Raw genomic sequence first — 19182 nt, forward strand, 5'->3', positions numbered from 1 at the left:
ATAATAGATCAATGTTCCAGTATATGGAACAAATGGCCGTTTCAATATTTGGAACGGATCAGCTAGGCTGCGCCGTCGGAGGGGCTCGATGGACACCACGGTCGCGAAGGGCTTTGCGGTCCTGGAAGTCTTGGCGCGCGCCAAACGGCCGATGCGGCTGAGCGCGCTGACCGAGGCGCTGGGACTGCAGAAATCCAACGTCCATCGGCTGCTGAGCACGCTGATCGAGCTGGGCTATGTCGAGAAGGACGCCGAGACCTCGCGCTACTTCGCCTCGCTGAAGGCGTGGGAGCTGGGCGTGGCGATCATCTCGACCAACAGCCTGCGCCGCACGGTCGCGCCCTATCTCCAGAAGCTGCACCAGCAGACCCAGGACACCGTGCTGCTGGCCGCGCCGGTCGGCCACGAGGTGCTGTTCCTCGACCGCGTCGCGCCGGCCAGGGCGCTGCGTTACACGCCGATGAACGGGACGCGGGCGCCGATGACGCTGACCGCGGCCGGCCACGTGTTCCTGAGCGCGATGGGCGATCCCGCGCCGGCGATCGCCAAGGGGCTGGCCGAGCATCCGGCCGACCGCGACGTCAGCGCCGAAGGGGTTCTGGACGCGCTGGCCGAGGCGCGCAGCAGCGGCCTGGCGGTGCTGGACGGCGGGCTGTTGCCAGGCTCGCGCTCGGTCTCGGCCCCGATCGAGGGGCCCGACGGCGCGCCGGTGGGGGCGATCTCGGTCTCGGCCATGGCGCAGCGCATGAGCGGCGCGCACCTGCGCGAGGTTTCCGAGGCGCTGCTGGCGATTTCGAACGAGATCGGGGTGCTGGGCGACGGCTGAGGCCGCTTACGGGCGTCGCGTCAGCCGGAAGAGGTGGGTCGCATCGCGTCGCCGCGATGCGACCAGAGCGTCAGCCGGCGACGGCGTCCTTGAGGGCCTTGGCCGCCGCGAACGCCACCTTCTTGGAGGCGGCGATTTCGATCGCAGCGCCGGTGGCCGGGTTGCGGCCGGTGCGCGCGGGCTTGTCCTGGACCTTGAACTTGCCGAAGCCGGGCAGATTGACCTCGTGACCAAGCACGAGGGCTTCGCGCACGGCGCCCAGCAGGGTGTCGACGGCTTCGCGGGCCTGAGCCTTGGTGAGCTTGCCGTCGGCGGCGAGCCGCTCGGCCAGATCGGTGGTGTTCATGCAGTGCTCTCCTACGGAATCGGTGAGGGGAGGTTTCACCGCGCGGCGGCCGCTGTCCATCGCGCTTGAAACACGGTGTCACATGGTGTCGCGCGCGGCGGGGAGGCCCTCGGCGTCGCGCCGCTTCGTCCCCTGAGTAATAATCCGGGCGCGCGAAATCATGGTTCGCCCGTTGGCGGGGACGTCGAAAAACACGCTGCGAATTACAGAGCCGAATAGAAAGTTCTGGAAAGTATTGCCGTTATTCGAATTCACGCGGACGTGACACGTCTTGTTCGCTTCACACGAGCTGGCGTCGTGCAGGTTTTCCAGATTTTTGACTTATAAAATATATCTGGCATGCTTCGGCTGATGCGGAACATGCAGAATTCCTGTCGCGCGGGTCGCGCGCGCCTTCGCGTCGAAGGCAAGAAACCCCGGGTCTAGGCGTCCGCCACGGCCCGGGGTGAACGGCGCCGGTGAGACTTTCGCCCGCGTCACAGGCTCGGCCGCTTGGCCGATTCCCAAAATCCGTCCGCCATCATCGGCTTGAGTCGGCCACGCGACGCGCCCAGCGCACGCGCGGGCGGGGTCATGCGTGCGGGCGGTTCTCCCTCTGCATCAGGAGCCTCGCATGGCGATGACCCTTTTCGACCACCAGAAGCGATTGGACGACCTCGAGGCCGCCCTCTGCGCGCTGGTGGAAACCACAGCCTCCCGTCCGGCCGGCCGCGAACAGGTCGACGAGACCATTCGGCGGCTTCGCGCGCGCGGCGCGACCGGCGCGGCAGATCTCCTGGCCGGAGATCGCGTCGAGGCCGCCTACCGCCGATAGCGCGGCGCGCCAGGCCCATTCCCCTCAATTCCAGCTACCCCTGGAGGTACTTATGACCACGACCGAACTTCCGCCGATCTACGCCACGTCCGAAGACTATGAGCGCCTGACGGCGCTGGGCGACAAGCTGCGCCCCACCGACGGACCGGGCGTCCACCTGCTGCTGGCCGAACTGGCGCGGCTGCAGGTGGCGGCCCCCGACGCCGAGCCCTTCGCCCGCCTGGGCGTGCGGGTGCGTTACCTCAATGCGCAGAGCCAGCGCATCAAGACCGCCCGGCTGGTGATGCCCAAGGACGAGAAGCTCCACGAGAGCTCGGTCACCGTGACCTCGCCGATGGGCGCGGCGCTGCTGGGGCTGAAGGCCGGATGCGAGTTCGACTGGCGCGACACCGGCGGATCGCGGCGTCGCGTCACAGTGCTGGAAGTTCTCGACTAGTCGCAAATCGCGGTCGGCCCGGTGGCGGGTCGGCCGCGACGTCCCGCCGTCGGGGTGGGCGTTGTCGGGCTGACGTCTGTTTGGAGTAGGTCGTTGCAAGCATCAGCGGCGCCGCGGAAGACGCGGCGCGGAAATCGGCAGGTGGCCGCGTTGCCGTGGCGGCGCGCGTCGTGCGGCGCGCTGGAGGTGCTGCTGATCACCTCGCGCGAGACGCGCCGATGGGTCATTCCCAAGGGGTGGACCATGCGGGGCAAGCGCCCGGAGGAGGCCGCGGCGCTGGAGGCCCTCGAGGAGGCCGGGGTCGTGGGCGAGATCGATCCGGCGGCGGCCGGCCGCTACGTCTACGGCAAGCGGCTGGCGAGCGGCGACGTGCGGCCGGTCGAGGTCAGCGTCTTTCCGATGCAGGTCCTGGCCGAGCAGGACGCCTGGCCCGAACAGACGCAGCGCGAGCGCCGCTGGTTCGCGCCGGACGAGGCGGCCGCGCGGCTGGAGGAGCCGGGACTGCGGGCGCTGATCCGGGCCTTCAGCGCGCCGAGCTAGCCGTTAGGGCGTCGGTCCGCGCAGGCGCGCGATCCGCGCCTCGATCGCCTGCTGCTCGGCCGGGGCCTTGCCGGCCCACCAGGCGCGCACGTCGCCGTTGTCGGCCGGCAGGATCCAGTCGGCATAGGTCTTGGACGGCAGCTCGACGGCGTTGCGGCCGCGCAGATGGCGGTCGAAGAAGGCGCGGACATAGTCGTTCTGGGCGCCGATCATCACCCTGGCGGGCGTTGAGCCCAGCAGCGGGTCGCGCACCGGCCGGCGGATGAACAGCGAGAAGTCCGACAGCCCGAGGTGCTTGGCGTCGCGCAGCTGCAGGCGATGGACCTTGGGGTCGGTACCGGCCGCGGCGAAGGTCTCGTAGGAGAAGTCGTTGAAGGCCCGCGCCCGCCCGCCCGGCGGCTCCACGCCCATGGCCTGGTAGATCGTGCGCATGTCGGAGTGGAACATCAGGAACGGGACCGGCATGGCCGCGTCGAAGGCCTGGAACGGGAAGTCGGCGCCGTCCAGGTTGACGCCGGCGGCGCAGCGGCGGTCGACCATGCAGACGCTGCCCGAGGTCGCGCCGCCGAACGACATGCCCATCTCGCCGACCCGGGTCAGGTCGCTGGCGGCCAGGATGGGCTTGATGGCGTCGGGAACCCGCCCGGCCTGCAGCTGGTCGTGCAGGAAGATGCGGTCGGCGGCCCAGATCACGCCGCTGCGGGTGATGCGCTCGGCCTTGGCCAGGCCGGTCTCGCGAATCTGCAGCTGGCCTGCGAGGCGGGCGTCGAGATCCTTGCCGGCGATGGCGTCGATCTGGGCCTGGGCCGCGCCGTCGTCCTCGCCGCGCGCGAACAGGTCGGGGTCCATCGCCGCGAGCGTCCCGTCGGGGAACAGCGTGGCGGCCGAGTCGTAGGTGTGCTGCAGCGAGAACACGACGTAGCCGTGGCTGGCCAGCTCCTCCATCAGCACCGTGTTCTGGCCGAGGAACGAGGTGAAGCCGTGGCTGTAGATGACCACCGGCAGGCCGGCCGCGCCAGAGGCCAGCGGCGCGTCCTCGTAGGAATTGGTCCGCACGTGCTTGAGGTAGGTGAAGAAGGGCGGGAACTTGAACAGCGCGCCCAGGCTGGCGCCGGTGGTCCGTGCTTCCTCGTCGGTGAAGTAGGGGCGGGGCTTGAGCCCCTTGGTGTCGCCGGCCGGATACCAGACCCGCACCAGCAGGCGGCGCGGCGCGTCGGGGGCGGCGGCGAGCAGGCCGGGACGGCTGGCGTCGCTCACCTCGAAGGTGCGAACGCCGACCGGGCGCTCGCCGCTGGGCCGGGGCAGGGCGCCGACGGGGAACAGGACCAGGGCGGCGACCGCCAGACCGGCCAGCAGCGCGGCGAGCACGCCGGACACGTAGGGCCGGCGGCCGGAAGCGGGGCGGCGGCGCAGGCGGGCGATCCCGAGACCGGCCAGCAGCAGCAGGGCGACGACGACGCCGAGCCCGCTCTGCCAGCGAGCGTCCAGCACCCCTACGACGCCGACGGCCAGCGCCGCCAGGCCTGCGCCGAACAGCACCCGGCCGCGGCCCGGCAGCCGCGGCAGCCATACGGCCAGGACGAACGCCGCCAGGGCGGCGATCAGCAGAATGTCGGTAGCGGTCACGTCAGCGTCCCCCGGTGGCTTAGTCCAGGGTCCTGCAAATGCTTGTCAGACGCAATCGCTAGCTGCGCGGGATGGACGGCCTAGCGGGTGACGCGGGTGTTCTCGCCGTTGCCGACGACGCGCACGCGGTCGCCGATCCGGAAGTCGTTCGGGCCGCCCGGCTGGACGATGGCGATCGTACGGCCGGAGTCGAGCTGGACGGTCAGCTCCAGGCCGGGGGTGTTCTGCGAGCCCTGGATCGCGCTGCCCAGGGCGCCGCCTGCGACCGCGCCGGCGACGCCGCCGGCGACGTTCGCCGCTGTCCCGCCGCCGATCTGGCTGCCGGCGATGCCGCCGAGGATCGCGCCCGTGCCCATGCCCAGCCGGGTTTCGCCGGGCCGGATGTTGACGGGCCGGATGCTCTGCAGCGTGCCAAGCTCGACGGTCTGCGGACGCATCGTCTCTGTGCGGCTGTAGCTGTTCGGCGTCGGTTGCGGCGTGCAGGCGCCGAGTAGGGCGACGGACGCGAGGAGAGGCAGGCTAAGATATTGATACTTGGTCATTTCGGCGCGTCTCCAGGACGGGCTGTGGCCGGGTCTGACGAATGCGGCGCTGGTTATCCCCGACCCGAATTGGACCGCAGGTAGGCGCTGGACGCTATCAGGTTGAATCCCGAACACCTCCGGTCGGCGGCGGGGCGCATGGATGCTTGCAGTTGCAACGAGTCTGGGCACGGCCCGTTCGGACCACGTATAAGCGCGCGGCGACGCAGCGGAATGGCGCGCGTCGCCAGCGATACTGAGGTCGGAGTTACATAGAAATGAGCACGGTGCTTGTGATCGGAGCCGGTGGCGTGGGCTCGGTTGCGGTCCACAAGATGGCGATGAATCCCGACGTGTTCTCGCAGATCACGTTGGCGAGCCGTACGCTTTCGAAGTGCGACGCCATCGCCGCGTCGGTGAAGGAACGCACCGGCGTGGAGGTCCGCACCGCCGAACTGGACGCCGACGACGTCGCCGCGACCGCCGCGCTGATCGAGCAGGTCAAGCCTGAGCTCGTCGTGAACCTGGCGCTGCCTTACCAGGACCTGTCGATCATGGACGCCTGCCTGAAGGCGGGCGCGAACTATCTCGACACCGCCAACTACGAGCCGCGGGACGAGGCGAAGTTCGAGTACAGCTGGCAGTGGGCCTACCAGGATCGGTTCAAGGACGCCGGACTGATGGCGGTGCTCGGCTGCGGCTTCGACCCCGGCGCGACGTCGGTGTTCGCCACCTATGTCCGCAAGCACCTGCTGGACCGCATCGACACGCTCGACATCCTGGACTGCAACGGCGGCGACCACGGCCACCCGTTCGCCACCAACTTCAATCCCGAGATCAATCTGCGCGAGGTCACCGCGCCGTCGCGCCATTGGGAGAACGGGCAGTGGGTCGAGGGGCCGGCCCTGGCCCACAAGCAGGCGTTCGACTTCGCCGAAGTCGGGACCCGCAACATGTACCTGATGTACCACGAGGAGCTGGAGTCGCTGGCCAAGTTCTATCCGGAAATCAAGCGGATCCGCTTCTGGATGACCTTCGGCGACAGCTACCTGAAGCACCTGGAAGTGCTGGGTAATGTGGGCATGACCCGCATCGACCCGGTGAAGTTCCAGGGCGTCGAGATCATCCCGCTGCAGTTCCTGAAGGCGCTGCTGCCCGAGCCCTCGACGCTGGGCGCGGTGACGCGCGGCAAGACCAACATCGGGGTCATCGCCACCGGCCAGAAGGACGGCGTCCAGAAGACCGTCTACGTCTACAACGTCTGCGACCACGAAGAGGCCTATGCCGAGACCGGCAACCAGGCGGTCAGCTACACCACGGGCGTGCCGGCGATGATCGGCGCCTCGCTGATGCTCAGCGGCGCCTGGAAAGGGGCCGGCGTGTTCAACATGGAGCAGCTCAATCCCGATCCGTTCATGGCGCTCATGAACAGCCAGGGCCTGCCCTGGAAGGTCGAGACCTTGCCCGCGCCGCTGGCCTTCTGATCGCCGCCGACATGGAGACCCAAGCCGGCGGCCCGGGCGCCTTCGCCCAATTCGACCTTGGCCGCGTGCCGTCGCCCTGTTTCGTCGTCGACGAGGCGGCGGTGCGCCGCAACCTCGTCGTCCTGCAGGACATCGCCGATCGCAGCGGCGCGAAGGTGCTGCTGGCGCTCAAGGCTTTCTCGATGTGGGCGACGGCCGATCTCGTGGCTGAGCATCTGCATGGGACCTGCGCCTCGGGGCTGTGGGAGGCCCGGCTGGCGCGCGAGCACTACAAGGGCGAGCTGACCACCTATTCGCCGGCCTATCGCGCCGAGGACCTGCCCGAAATCCTGCGGCTGTCCGACACGGTGATCTTCAACTCGCCGGCCCAGATCGCGCGCTTCGAAGGCCTGATCGCCGAGGCCCGCGCGCAGGGCGAAGTCTTCGAGGTGGGGCTGCGGCTGAACCCGGAGTGGAGCGAGGCGGAGGTCGCCAAGTACGATCCGTGCTGCACGGGATCGCGGCTGGGCTTTCCGGTGTCGCAGCTGCGGCCGGAGCATCTGGACGGCGTGGACGGCGTGCACATCCATGCCTTGTGCGAGCAGAACTTCGCGCCGCTGCAGCGGATCTGGAACGCGGTGGAGCCGCGGCTCGGACCGCTGCTGGCGGGACTGAAGTGGGTGAACCTCGGCGGTGGCCACCACGTCACCCGCGCCGACTACGCGCGTGAGGACCTGGTCGCCTTCCTGCGCGAGCTCCGCGAGCGCCACGGGATCGAGGTCTATCTGGAGCCGGGGGAGGCGATCGCGCTCGACGCCGGGATCCTGGTGGGCGAAGTGCTCGACGTCTTCGACAACGGCGTGCACGTCGCGATCACCGACATCTCGGCGACCTGCCACATGCCCGACGTGCTGGAGGCGCCCTATCGCCCGGCGATGCTGAACGAGGCGGAAGCTGGCGTTTCGGTCCGCCTGGGCGGGCCGTCCTGTCTGGCTGGCGACGTCATCGGCGACTATGTCTTTGCGACGACGCCGGCGCCGGGCGCGCGGATCGCGTTCCTGGACCAGGCCCACTATTCGATGGTCAAGACCACGACCTTCAACGGCGTGCCGCTGCCGGCCATCGCCCTGTGGAACAGCCAGACCGACGCGCTGCGGCTGGTGCGTCAGTTCGATTACGCCGACTTCCGCGACCGGCTGTCCTGACGTCTCGCTAAAGTTGCGGAGGTTGCGGGGCTCTTAACCCTCGCGTGCGATGCCTGCTCGAAACGAGTGATCTAGTTTCGAGTGGAGCGTCTAGTGCCTGGTCCCGCGTATTCGAGTTCGAACGGCTATATCGGCGAGTCGTTTGTAACGCTTAAGTTCGATGCGCCGATCGACGGCGCCGCCTTGCCCGATCTGTCGGCGTTTCAGATGCAAGTCAATGGAACGGGCGTCACGGTCACCAGCGTCGTCGCCGACTCTGACGCGCAGGCGGTGAGGGTGGGCTTCACCGGCACGGTCCTGCTCGCCGGCGATGTCGTCGATGTCGTCTATACGGATCCGACCGCGGGCGACGACCTCCTCGCCATCCAGGGCCTCGACGGGGCGGACGCCGCGAGCTTCAGCCGCACGCTGGTCGCCGCCATCGGACGGCCGGGGCCTTCGGCGCCTGCCGCGCCGACGTTGGACGCCGGCAGCGACAGCGGGGTTCTGGGCGACAGGATCACCAACGACACGACCCCGACCGTCAGCGGAACCGTCGGCGCGAACAACACCGTCAAGCTCTATGACACCGACGGAACCACGCTGCTGGGGACCACCACGGCGGACGGCTCCGGCGACTGGAGCATCACCTCGAGCGCGCTGAGCCAGGGATCTCATACGCTCAGGGTCGTTCAGGTCGACGGCGCCAGCAACGCCAGTCCGCTTTCGTCGGGGCTGGTCGTGACGATCGACACAAGCGCGCCGGCGGCGCCCTCGGCGCCGGACATGACCTCCGGCAGCGACAGCGGAGCCTCCAGCACCGACAACATCACCAACATCGCCACGCCGACCTTCACCGGGACGGCGGAGGCCGGCTCGACGGTGGTTCTCTATGACACCGACGGGACGACGGTGCTGGGATCGGCCGTCGCCACCGGCGGGAACTGGTCGATCACCAGTTCCGCGCTGAGCCAGGGAACGCACACGCTCACGGCCAAGGCGACCGACGCGGCCGGCAACCCTTCGGCCGCCGGCTCCGGACTGCAGGTCAGCATCGACACGAGCGCTCCGACGCTGGCGATCACCAGCAGCGCCTCCACCCTGAAGGCGGGCGAGAGCGCGACCATCAGCTTCACCTTCAGCGAGGCTCCTTCGGACTTCGCCATCGGCGACATTTCGGTAGCTGGCGGGACGCTGGGCCCTTTGTCGGGCTCAGGCGTGGTCTACACCGCGACCTTCACGCCCACGGCGGGGGTCAACAGCGGCGCGGCCAGCATCTCCGTCGCGCCGGGCAGCTACGCCGATGCGGCGGGCAACGCCGGCGGCGCCGGGGTGTCGCCGGCGCTGACCTTCGACACGCTGGTCCCGACCGCGCCGTCGACGCCGGACCTGGACGCGGCGTCCGACGACGGGGCGTCGGCCACCGACGACGTCACCACGGTCAACACGCCGACCTTCACCGGCACGGCGGAGGCCGGCGCCACCGTGCGGCTGTACGACACCGACGGGACGACGGTCCTGGGCTCGACCATCGCCACCGGGGGGACATGGTCGATCACGTCGTCGACGCTGTCGGCGGGAGCCCACACCATCACCGCCAGGGCGTTCGACGCGGCCGGCAACGTGTCGGTCGTCAGCGGCGGCCTGTCGGTGACCATCGAGGGAACGGTCGCTCCGCAGCCTGAGCCTCCGCCGCCGAGCGTCGTCGTCGACGTGACGCCGAGCGCGACGATCTACACGGGCGATGCGACCGCCAACATCATCCTGGTGGGAGGGCTGGCCCCGGCCAGGGTGTCCGGCGGCGCCGGCGACGACCGGATCTATGGCGGCGAGCACGCCGACCTGCTGCACGGCAACCAGGGCGACGACTACATCCTCGGCGGCCTGGGCGCGGACACCGTGCTGGGCGGCCAGGGGGCCGACTTCCTGCACGGCAACCAGGGCGATGACGTCATCTTCGGCGACATGGGCCGCGACAGCGTCGCCGGCGGGCAGGGCAACGACTTCCTGCACGGCAACGCCGGCGACGACGTGTTGATCGGCGATCTCGGCGACGACAGTCTGCTCGGCGGGCAAGGCGACGACGTGATCCACGGCGGCGAGGGCAGGGACCTGCTTTCCGGCGACCTTGGCGACGACGTGCTGACCGGCGGCGCGGGGGCCGACCTGTTCTATTTCCGGGATGGCGGCGGACGCGACGTCGTGACGGACTTCAGCAGCGCCGAGGGCGACGTCATCGTGCTGTCGACCAGCCAGGCCGCCAACTTCCAGGCCCTGGCCGCGAAGATGACGATGGTCGGCGCCGACACCGTCATCAGCCTTGGCGCGCAGACCATCGTGCTGGCGGGCGTCTCGATGGGCAGCCTCACCGCGCAGGACTTCCTGTTCAGCTGACGGCCGATGCTCCGGGCGTCCTCGCCGTCGGCGGGCGCCCGGAACGCCATCCGGTCAAATCCTAGGCGGCTCTGGGGCGCGCCCCGGTGGGCGCCGTCGGCAAAGGCCATATGGTTCTTCGTTCGAGGAGGACCGGCCATGACACGAGCGAGAGCCGCACGGTCAGACATTGGATGGCGACTGGCGCTGGGCGTCGGCGCCGTGGCGTTGTGCGTGGACGGGGCGTCGGCCCAATCCGGGCGGCGACCGGCGGGGGACGAGTTGCAGGCATTTCCGCAGGCGGGACCGGGCCAGGCGCGCCGGGTCATCCGCCTTCCGTCGGAGCGCGACGAGAACGGGTTGCGGGTGGGCCTGATCGTCGGCCGCACGATGTGGGTGGACTGCAACCGTCAGGTCTTCGCCGCGCGGATCGACAAGCGCACGGCCGAGGGATGGGGGTACGACTACTACGTGGTCACGAGCGCCGGCCCGCCTGCCAGCACCATGATGGCCTGTCCGACCAACGCCCGCAGCCGACAGTTCGTCCGCAGCGCCGAGGAGCCGCTGCTGCGCTACAACAGCCGCCTGCCGCTGGTGGTGTTCGCGCCGACCGACGTCGAGATCCGCTACCGCATCTGGCGCGCGGGCGCCGAGGTCGCGGCGCAATGAGCGGGACCAAGGCCGCATGGCGCCGGTTCGATTGGCGGCTGCTGCTGGCGGCCCGCGCCGTCATCATCGTCGCGGCGGTCGTGGCGACGATCGCCACGCTCGCGGTCTGGCGGGCGCCCTTCGGCGCCCCTCAGATCTACGCCTTCGCCGATATCGTGCTGTCCTGCATCGCGGTCTCCCGGTTGCGATCGGCCGGATGGATCTTCGTCGCCGTGCATCTGATCGTCGCCGCGGCCTGGTGCGAGGCGATCTGGCATCTGCCTGCGCGATGGTTCGAGTAGCGTCGAGGCCAGCGCCGCTCACTCAGGTGGCCGCCTGATTGCGGCCCCGCCCGCCGGCGCCCAGCATGGAGCGCTCAGGCAGGAAGGGCCCGCCATGCGAGGTCGACCAAACGACAGCGTGGCCATGGACCTGGTCGGTGCGGCCGCGGCGGTTGCGCTGCTCTATGTCTTTCGCTCGATCCTCTGGCCGTTCGCGTTCGCCGTGGTGATGGCGGTCCTGATCGACGCCTTCGTCCGTTCGGTCGTCAGCCTGTTTCCGTGGGTGAATCAACAGGTCGCGCTGATCCTTTGCAGCGTGGCGATGCTTGGCCTGCTGTTGGCGGCCGGGCTGTTCATGCTCCCGAGCCTGACCGCGCTGGGCGCCGACGCGCCGCTGCTGCAGCAGCGACTCGACCGGCTGCTGGTGGCGGGCAGCGAACGCTTCGGGATGGAACACCCGGTCACGGTCGGGGGGCTGATCGGCGGCCTGGACTTGCGGCTCGTCGCATCCTGGGGGCTGAGCAGCATCAGCGGCCTGACCTCCGGCTTCGTCCTGACGGCGCTGTTCCTGGTGTTCCTGCTGGCCATGCGCAACACCATCGCGCGCCGCGTCCGGCTGGCGGCCGAACCGCATGGCGATGCGCCGATCCAGGTGCTGCAACGCTCCATCCGCGGGATCGAGTCGTACATGTGGATCCAGACCATCACCGGCGTGATGAACGGCGGGGCCGCGGCGCTGGTCATGGTCGCGGTGGGTCTCGACCATTGGCTGTTCTGGGCCGTGGCGTTGTTCCTGCTGTCCTACATTCCGTTTTTGGGCGTCGCGGTCGGCAGCGTCGGGCCGGCGCTGTTCGCGTTGATCCAGTTCCCGTCGCCCATGCCCAGCGTCGTGATCTTTCTCGGGATCCAGATCATCGCCTTCGTGGTCGGCAACCTGATCGCGCCGAAGATGCAGGCCTCGCAGCAGAACATCGACCCTTGCGCCGGCCTCATCGCGGTCGGGGTCTGGAGCATCATCTGGGGACTGCCGGGGGCGTTCCTGGCGATCCCGCTGACCCTGGCGCTGATCTATCAGCTGGCAGGCTCCAAGCGCCTGAAATGGCTGGCGATCCTCATGTCGAACGACGGCGATCCGCTCCCGGAGGCGCAGGGCCCAGGCGACGAGCCAGAGCCCAGCTGAGCCGCGCGATCGAGCTTGGCCGACCTAAGGCCCTCCGACGGCCGAAGTTGGGGTCAACGCCCGATGGGCAGAGGGGGACGTGACCCCGACGCTGGAACACGAGCCGAAATCGGCGAGCTCCGACGCCCGGTTCGGAGCGCCAGGAGCCGCCATGTCGTCACAGAAGCTGTCGCTGCCCGCGCTGACCGCGATGGTGGTCGGCTCGATGGTCGGAGCCGGCATCTTCTCGCTGCCGCGCACCTTCGGCGCGGCGTCGGGCCCGGTCGGGGTGCTGATCACCTGGGCGATCGCCGGCGGCGGCATGTACATGCTGGCGCGCGTGTTCCAGGCTCTGGCCGAGCGCAAGCCCGATCTCGACGCCGGGGTGTTCGCCTACGCCAAGGCCGGGTTCGGCGACTATCCGGGTTTCCTGTCGGCGTTCGGCTACTGGATCGGCAGCTGCATCGGCAACGTCTCCTACTGGGTGCTGATCAAGGCCACGCTGGGCGCCTTCTTCCCCGTGTTCGGCGACGGCAACACGGTGACGGCGATCGTGGTCGCGTCGATCGGCATCTGGCTGTTCCACTTCATGATCCTGCGCGGCGTGAAGAACGCCGCCCTGGTCAACACCGTCGTCACCGTCGCCAAGATCGTGCCGATCCTGGTCTTCGTCGTCGTGCTGGCGTTTTCGATCAAGGCGGGGATGTTCCGCGAGAACTTCTGGGGCGGCGTGGGCATGCCGCAGACCAGCCTGTTCGAGCAGGTCCGCGCCACCATGCTGGTGACGGTGTTCGTGTTCCTCGGCATCGAAGGCGCCAGCGTCTATTCGCGGTATGCGCAGAAGCGCTCGGACGTCGGCGCGGCGACGATCATCGGCTTCATCGGCGTGACCGCCCTGATGGTGCTGGTCACCATGCTGCCGTTCGCGGTCCTGCCGCGGGCCGAGATCGCCGAGATGCGCCAGCCGTCGATGGCCGCGCTGCTCGAGGCGGTGGTCGGGCCGTGGGGCGCGGTATTCGTCAGCGTCGGCCTGGTGGTGTCGGTGCTGGGCGCGTACCTGGCCTGGTCGCTGATCGCCGCCGAGGTGCTGTTCGTCGCCGCGAAGAACCAGGACATGCCCAAGGTCTTCGCCACCGAGAACAAGAACCAGGTCCCGGCCGCGGCGCTGTGGATGACCAACGCCGTCGTCCAGCTGTTCGTGATCAGCACCTACTGGTCCAGCGACGCCTTCGCGCTGATGCTGAGCCTGACCAGTGCGATGTCGCTGATCCCCTACATGCTGGTGGCCGCCTACGGCCTGAAGCTGGCGCGCGGGCGGCTGACCTACGAGACGCGGCCGCAGGAGCGGAACCGCGACCTGATCTTCGCCGGGATCGCGACGCTCTACACGATCTTCATGATCCTGGCCGGCGGCCTGAAGTTCCTGCTGCTCTCGGCTGTGCTCTACGCCCCGGGCACTCTGCTCTACCTCTGGGCCCGGCGCGAACAGGGCCGGCAGGTCTTCCGCGGCCTCGACTGGGCGTTGCTGGCCATCGCCGCCATCGGCGCCGCGTACGGCGTCTACGCCCTGGCTTCAGGCCGGATCACTCTCTGAAATCGCTGAACGGAGGCATCCCATGGCAGGCGAGTACGGCGTCCATTCCGAAGTCGGCCCACTGCGCAAGGTCATGGTCTGCGCGCCGGGCCGCGCCCACCAGCGGCTGACCCCCAGCAATTGCGACGACCTGCTGTTCGACGACGTCCTATGGGTCGAGAACGCCAAGCGCGACCACTTCGACTTCACCCAGAAGATGCGCGACCGCGGGATCGAGGTGCTGGAGATGCACAATCTCCTGACCGCCGTGGCGGGGATCCCGGAGGGGCGCGCCTGGATCCTCGACAACCAGGTGATCGCCAACCAGGTCGGGGTCGAATTGCTCGGCGAGGTGCGCAGCTATCTCGACGGGCTGCCCGACCGCGAGCTGGCCGAGGTGCTGATCGGCGGGCTGTCGACGGAAGAGTTTCCGGTCGAGCACGGCGGGGCGATGCTGCCGCTGATCCGTGACGCGGCCGGGGTGGCCGAGTACCTGCTGCCGCCGCTGCCCAACACGCTCTACACGCGCGACACCACCTGCTGGATCTATGGCGGGGTGACGCTCAACCCGCTCTACTGGCCGGCGCGGCACGAGGAGACGATCCTCACGACGGCGATCTACAAGTTCCACCCCGACTTCGCCGGCAAGGTGAAGGTGTGGTGGGGCGATCCGACCGCCGACTGGGGGCTGGCGACGCTGGAAGGCGGCGACGTCATGCCGATCGGCAAGGGCAATGTGCTGATCGGGATGAGCGAGCGCACCTCGCGCCAGGCGATCGGCCAGCTGGCCACGCGGCTGTTCGAGGAGGGCGCGGCGAGCCGGGTGATCGTGGCGGCCATGCCCAAGCTGCGCGCGGCCATGCACCTGGACACGGTGCTGACCTTTGCAGACCGTGACTGCCTGCTGGTCTATCCGGACATCGTCGACCACATCCACGCCTACTCCTATCGGCCGGGAGACAAGGCTGGGACGCTGGACCTGCGGCGCGACAGCGGCTCGCTGGTCGAGACCATCGGCGAGGCGCTGGGGGTCAAGACCATGCGGGTCGTTGAGACAGGCGGCACCGCCTACCAGCGCGAGCGCACCCAGTGGGACAGCGGCGCGAACCTGGTCTGCGCCTCGCCCGGCGTGGTCTACGCCTATGACCGGAACACCTACACCAACACCCTGCTGCGCAAGGCCGGGATCGAGGTGATCACCATCGCCGGGGCCGAGCTCGGGCGCGGGCGCGGCGGCGGGCACTGCATGACCTGCCCGCTGCAGCGCGACGCGGTGGAGTTCTAGAGCGCCATGCGCCTTGCGGCAGCCCTCGCCGCGGCCGCCTTCTGTGCGGCTGCGGGCGCTGAGGCGCAGGAGCGTGATCCGAGCGCCCGGTACGACATCGACGACGCGTTGCACCGCCGCCCGCACGACGTTTCCGAGCTGCCGAGCGTCGAGGAGGCCCGGGGGCGGGCGGTGACGTTCGACGCCTCGGTGAGCGGGACGTTCTCGACCAACGCCGGGACGAGCCGTTGGGACCGGATCGAGACGGGTTACGTGACGCCGGCGCTGGGACTGAGCGTCACCCCGGTCCCCGTCGCCGGCTGGGGCGTCGGCGGCGGCGCTATGGTCGATGGCGACTACTATTCCAGCAACTATGACGACGACCTGGGGGAGGGGCGCGCCGAGGCGTTCGTCTTCGCCGAGCGGCCGCTGGGCGCGGGGACCTTCACGGCCGAGTTCATCTACGTCGGAACCTATGAGAACGACTTTTCCGACCACGACTTCGACCTGCAGATCTACGACCTGACCTACAGCGCCAGCCTGGGCGCGATCGACGCCGACGTGTCGGCCGAATACCAGGACTCCGACGTGCCGGAGCTGCGCCGTACGCGGCTCACCGCAATGATCGGGCACACCCTGGCCGAACCCCAGCTCGGCCACGAGATCACGATCGAGGGCGACCTGGCGTTTTCCGACTTCACGAGCGGGGCGAACGCCAACCGCAACGACGTGACCGCCGCGCTGGTGCTGACCGCCGAGCGCGAGCTGGGCCGGGGAGTCTCGCTGACGTGGGAGGCGGCGTTCGTGAACCGCTTTTCCAACCGCGAGCGGTCCCGCTTCACCGCATTGGACGTGGGGGTCGAGATTGCAAAGGCCTTCTAACCCAACAGGTCCGCCATGACGCCCGACCCCGCCTCAGATCAGAAACTGTCGCTGAAGGCGCTGATCGCCCTGGTGATCGGCTCGATGATCGGGGCGGGCATCTTCGCGCTGCCGGCCACGTTCGCGCGGACGACCGGCGGCGCCGGCGCGATGGTCGCGTGGGCGATCTCCGGCGTCGGCATGCTGATGCTGGCGTTCGTCTTCCAATCCCTGGCGCAGCGCCGGCCGGATCTGGAGGCGGGGATCTTCGCCTACGCCAAGGCCGGGTTCGGCCGCTATCTCGGCTTCATCGCGGCGATCGGCTACTGGATCGGCGCGTGCTTCGCCGACACCGCGTGCCTGATCCTGATCAAGTCGACGCTGGGGGTCTATTTCCCGGTGTTCGGCGACGGCACCACGGTGGTCGCGATCATCGGCGCCTCGCTGATCGTCTGGGGCGTCCACTTCCTGGTGCTGCGCGGGGTCAAGAGCGCGGCGCTGCTCAACACCATCGCCACCTACGCCAAGATGATTCCGATCGGGCTGTTCCTCCTCGTCATCGTCACCGGCGTGCGGGCCGAGATCTTCGCGCTCAACTTCTGGGGCGGCGAGCCCCCCGGGCTCGGAACCCTGGCCAGCCAGGTGCGGGCCACCCTCATGCTGACGGTCTTCGTCTTCGTCGGGCTGGAAGGGGCCAGCGTCTATTCGCGCTACGCCAAACGGCGCGAGGACGTCGGCGTCGCCACGGTGCTCGGCTTCCTCGGCGTGCTCTGCCTGCTGGTGCTGGTCACGCTGCTGTCGTTCGGGGTCATGCTGCGGTCCGACCTGGCGGCGCTGGCCGAGCCGTCGATGGCCGGGATCATGGACTACCTGCTCGGGCCGTGGGGCGCGCTGCTGGTCAGCATCGGGCTGCTGATTTCGGTGCTGGGCAACTACCTGTCCTGGTGCCTGCTGTCGGCGGAGGTCATGCACGTCGCGGCGCAGGACGGCACGCTGCCGTCCTATCTGGGCAAGGAGAACGCGGTCGGGGCGCCGGCCGCGGCGCTGTGGTTCAGCAACGGCGTCATCCAGCTGTTCCTGATCATCTCCTGGTTCGCCGAACAGGCCTTCGTCATGGCGCTGAAGATGACGAGCGCGATGGTGCTGATCCCGTACCTGCTGGTCGCCGCCTATGGCGTTCAACTGGCCTGGAGCGGGCGGACCTATGAGGCAGGCTCGACGTCGCGCCGGCAGGACCTGATCCGCAGCCTCGTGGCGACGGTCTACATCGCGCTGATCATCATCGTCGGCGGCAGCAAGTACGTCGTGCTTTCGACGCTGCTCTACCTACCGGCCACGATCCTGTTCTTCCACGCGATGCGCGAGCAGAAGATGAGGGTGTTCAACCGGGGGGAGCTGCTGCTGTTCGGCCTGGTGGGCATCGGCGCGGCCGTCGGCGCCTATGGGCTGTCGACAGGTGCGATCACGCTCTGAACGGTCGTCTGTTCTGAACGGTCATCTGTGATGTCTGGAGAGTGTGGTCACCCCCCAGCCCTTCGCTGGACTGGGGGGTGATGGTGCCGCCGGGCAGGATTGAACTGCCGACCTCAGCCTTACCAAGGATGCGCTCTACCACTGAGCTACGGCGGCGACGAGGCGCGGGCTATAGCCAAACCCGTGGCCGGTGGAAAGCCCCAATCTGAAGAAACTGTCCTTGACCTGTGGAGCGTCTCGCCGCACCCCCGGTTTCGATGGGAAAGCACGACGAAACCCCCGTGAACGAGCGCGAGGCGAAACTGGCGGCGGCGCTGCGCGCCAACCTGCGCCGACGCAAAGCTGCGCCGAAACCAGCGCAATCGCCCGCGCCGAAGTCGGACGATTCGGACAAGGTCTCGTGATGGGCCGACCGCTTTTCGGCGCCGCAGCAGCGCGATAGATAGCGCCCAAAGGGCCGACCGGCGCGGTGATCGCGCCCTGGGGCCCGCCGAGGGACACGTTTGGATCGCATCGCCATCACCGGCGGCGCAAAGCTGATGGGCGAAATCCCCATCAGCGGCGCCAAGAACTCCGCCATCAAGCTGATGGCGGCCAGCCTGCTCACCGACGAACCGCTGCGCCTGACCAACATGCCGCGCTTGGCCGACACTAGGCTGTTGGCGCGGCTGCTGCGCCGGCTGGGGACCGAGGTCGTCGAGCAGGACGGGGAGGACGGCCCCGAGACGGTGCTGCACACCCGCGAGATCGTCAGCGCGCTGGCCCCCTACGACCTGGTCCGCCAGATGCGGGCCTCGTTCAACGTGCTGGGGCCGCTGATCGCGCGCACCGGCCACGCCAAGGTCTCGCTGCCGGGCGGCTGCACCATCGGGGCGCGGCCGGTGGACCTGCACCTGGAGGCGCTGCGCGCGCTGGGCGCCTCGATCGACCTGCACGAGGGCTATGTCTACGCCCAGGCGCCGCGCGGGCTGACGGGGGCGGAGATCGTCTTTCCGTTCGTGTCGGTCGGGGCGACCGAGCACGCCATGCTGGCCGCGGTGCTGGCCAAGGGGACGAGCGTGCTGAAGAACGCCGCCTGCGAGCCCGAGCTGGGCGATCTGGCCGACTGCCTGAACGCCATGGGCGCGAAGGTGTCGGGGGCCGGGACCTCGACCATCGTCATCGAGGGCGTCGATCGCCTGCACGGGGCGACGCACGCGGTGATTCCGGACCGCATCGAGACCGGCACCTACGCCCTGGCCGCGGCGATGGCCGGCGGCGAGGTGCGGCTGACCAAGACCCGCACCGACTTCATCGACGCGCTGCTGGTCAAGATGGAGGAGGCCGGCGTCGAGGTCGAACGCCACGCCGACGGCATGACCATCCGCCGCAACGGAGCCCGGCTGAAGGCGGTCGAGGTCGAGACCGACCCCTATCCTGGCTTCGCCACCGACCTGCAGGCGCAGTTCATGGCGCTGATGACGCTGGCCGACGGCGAGAGCGTGATCAAGGAGACCATCTTCGAGAACCGCTTCATGCATGCCCCGGAACTGTCGCGGCTGGGCGCCGAGATCGCCGTGCAGGGCGGCGAGGCCCGGGTGTGCGGCGTCGAGGCGCTGGAAGGCGCGCAGGTCATGGCCACCGACCTGCGCGCTTCGGTCAGCCTGGTGATCGCCGCCCTGGCTGCGCGCGGGGAAACCACGGTCAGCCGCGTCTATCATCTGGACAGAGGCTTCGAGCGGCTGGAAGAGAAGCTCAGCGCCTGTGGCGCGAACGTCCGCCGGATTGTCGGCGACGGCGAGCCCGAGGATTGAG

General features: G+C 69.0%; 19 protein-coding genes and 1 tRNA gene. 16 read left to right on the forward strand and 4 right to left on the reverse strand.

Annotation, left to right across the window (positions count from 1 at the left end; translation table 11 throughout):
• Positions 1-88 precede the first annotated feature (88 nt).
• Positions 89-826, forward strand: a complete 738-nt coding sequence (locus ACSQ2H_RS07240) for an IclR family transcriptional regulator (protein WP_436060766.1) — start codon at positions 89-91, stop codon at positions 824-826.
• A 70-nt stretch (positions 827-896) separates the two neighbouring features.
• Here ACSQ2H_RS07240 and ACSQ2H_RS07245 read toward each other — a convergent pair whose 3' ends face one another.
• A complete protein-coding gene (locus ACSQ2H_RS07245) occupies positions 897-1232 on the reverse strand; it encodes an HU family DNA-binding protein (RefSeq protein ID WP_436060767.1) in 336 nt (111 codons plus the stop codon).
• 553 nt (positions 1233-1785) lie between these two features.
• Here ACSQ2H_RS07245 and ACSQ2H_RS07250 point away from each other — a divergent pair.
• The 3 genes from ACSQ2H_RS07250 (at position 1786) to ACSQ2H_RS07260 (ending at position 2962) form a co-directional block, all read left to right on the forward strand.
• Positions 1786-1986: a hypothetical protein gene (locus ACSQ2H_RS07250; protein WP_436060768.1), complete on the forward strand. Its 201-nt coding sequence runs from the start codon at positions 1786-1788 to the stop codon at positions 1984-1986.
• Positions 1987-2038: 52 nt separating this feature from the next.
• Positions 2039-2422, forward strand: a complete 384-nt coding sequence (locus ACSQ2H_RS07255) for a GreA/GreB family elongation factor (RefSeq protein WP_436060769.1) — start codon at positions 2039-2041, stop codon at positions 2420-2422.
• A gap of 141 nt (positions 2423-2563) precedes the next feature.
• Positions 2564-2962 (forward strand): NUDIX hydrolase, encoded by a 399-nt coding sequence (locus tag ACSQ2H_RS07260; RefSeq protein WP_436060770.1) that lies wholly within the window; start codon positions 2564-2566, stop codon positions 2960-2962.
• A 3-nt stretch (positions 2963-2965) separates the two neighbouring features.
• On the opposite strand, the gene ACSQ2H_RS07265 is transcribed toward ACSQ2H_RS07260, so the two are convergent.
• Together ACSQ2H_RS07265 and ACSQ2H_RS07270 are read right to left on the reverse strand one after the other, a co-directional pair.
• A complete protein-coding gene (locus ACSQ2H_RS07265; RefSeq protein ID WP_436060771.1) occupies positions 2966-4588 on the reverse strand; it encodes a hypothetical protein in 1623 nt (540 codons plus the stop codon).
• A gap of 80 nt (positions 4589-4668) precedes the next feature.
• A complete protein-coding gene (locus tag ACSQ2H_RS07270; RefSeq protein WP_436060772.1) occupies positions 4669-5130 on the reverse strand; it encodes a hypothetical protein in 462 nt (153 codons plus the stop codon).
• Between the two features lie 257 nt (positions 5131-5387).
• Between ACSQ2H_RS07270 and ACSQ2H_RS07275 the strand changes: the two genes are divergently transcribed.
• The 10 genes from ACSQ2H_RS07275 (at position 5388) to ACSQ2H_RS07320 (ending at position 17388) form a co-directional block, all read left to right on the forward strand.
• Positions 5388-6593, forward strand: a complete 1206-nt coding sequence (locus ACSQ2H_RS07275) for a saccharopine dehydrogenase family protein (protein ID WP_436060773.1) — start codon at positions 5388-5390, stop codon at positions 6591-6593.
• An 11-nt stretch (positions 6594-6604) separates the two neighbouring features.
• Entirely contained in the window at positions 6605-7777 is a 1173-nt protein-coding gene (locus ACSQ2H_RS07280) for a carboxynorspermidine decarboxylase (protein WP_436060774.1), read from the forward strand.
• 93 nt (positions 7778-7870) lie between these two features.
• Entirely contained in the window at positions 7871-10150 is a 2280-nt protein-coding gene (locus ACSQ2H_RS07285) for an Ig-like domain-containing protein (protein WP_436060775.1), read from the forward strand.
• Positions 10151-10288: 138 nt separating this feature from the next.
• Complete coding sequence (eco, locus tag ACSQ2H_RS07290; RefSeq protein ID WP_436060776.1) at positions 10289-10798, forward strand: serine protease inhibitor ecotin; 510 nt, start codon at positions 10289-10291, stop codon at positions 10796-10798.
• Positions 10795-11079 carry a hypothetical protein gene (locus ACSQ2H_RS07295; protein ID WP_436060777.1) on the forward strand — a complete coding sequence of 95 codons (285 nt, stop codon included), beginning with the start codon at positions 10795-10797 and terminating at the stop codon, positions 11077-11079. The genes eco and ACSQ2H_RS07295 overlap by 4 nt, the downstream gene beginning before the upstream one ends.
• Positions 11080-11173: 94 nt before the next feature.
• Positions 11174-12238: an AI-2E family transporter gene (locus tag ACSQ2H_RS07300; protein WP_436060778.1), complete on the forward strand. Its 1065-nt coding sequence runs from the start codon at positions 11174-11176 to the stop codon at positions 12236-12238.
• 151 nt (positions 12239-12389) lie between these two features.
• Complete coding sequence (locus ACSQ2H_RS07305) at positions 12390-13811, forward strand: basic amino acid/polyamine antiporter (protein ID WP_436060779.1); 1422 nt, start codon at positions 12390-12392, stop codon at positions 13809-13811.
• A 22-nt stretch (positions 13812-13833) separates the two neighbouring features.
• A complete protein-coding gene (locus ACSQ2H_RS07310) occupies positions 13834-15075 on the forward strand; it encodes an arginine deiminase (RefSeq protein ID WP_436060780.1) in 1242 nt (413 codons plus the stop codon).
• Between the two features lie 6 nt (positions 15076-15081).
• Complete coding sequence (locus tag ACSQ2H_RS07315) at positions 15082-15936, forward strand: hypothetical protein (RefSeq protein WP_436060781.1); 855 nt, start codon at positions 15082-15084, stop codon at positions 15934-15936.
• A 15-nt stretch (positions 15937-15951) separates the two neighbouring features.
• Complete coding sequence (locus ACSQ2H_RS07320) at positions 15952-17388, forward strand: basic amino acid/polyamine antiporter (RefSeq protein WP_436060782.1); 1437 nt, start codon at positions 15952-15954, stop codon at positions 17386-17388.
• A gap of 81 nt (positions 17389-17469) precedes the next feature.
• Here the strand turns inward: ACSQ2H_RS07320 and ACSQ2H_RS07325 are convergent.
• A tRNA-Thr gene (locus ACSQ2H_RS07325) sits at positions 17470-17544 on the reverse strand.
• 125 nt (positions 17545-17669) lie between these two features.
• Here ACSQ2H_RS07325 and ACSQ2H_RS07330 point away from each other — a divergent pair.
• Entirely contained in the window at positions 17670-17792 is a 123-nt protein-coding gene (locus tag ACSQ2H_RS07330; RefSeq protein WP_436060783.1) for a hypothetical protein, read from the forward strand.
• Positions 17793-17891: 99 nt separating this feature from the next.
• Positions 17892-19181: a UDP-N-acetylglucosamine 1-carboxyvinyltransferase gene (gene murA / locus ACSQ2H_RS07335; RefSeq protein WP_436060784.1), complete on the forward strand. Its 1290-nt coding sequence runs from the start codon at positions 17892-17894 to the stop codon at positions 19179-19181.
• Position 19182 lies beyond the last annotated feature (1 nt).

It is taken from the genome of Phenylobacterium sp. LjRoot97 (genome assembly GCF_964254345.1).
GTDB lineage: Bacteria > Pseudomonadota > Alphaproteobacteria > Caulobacterales > Caulobacteraceae > Phenylobacterium.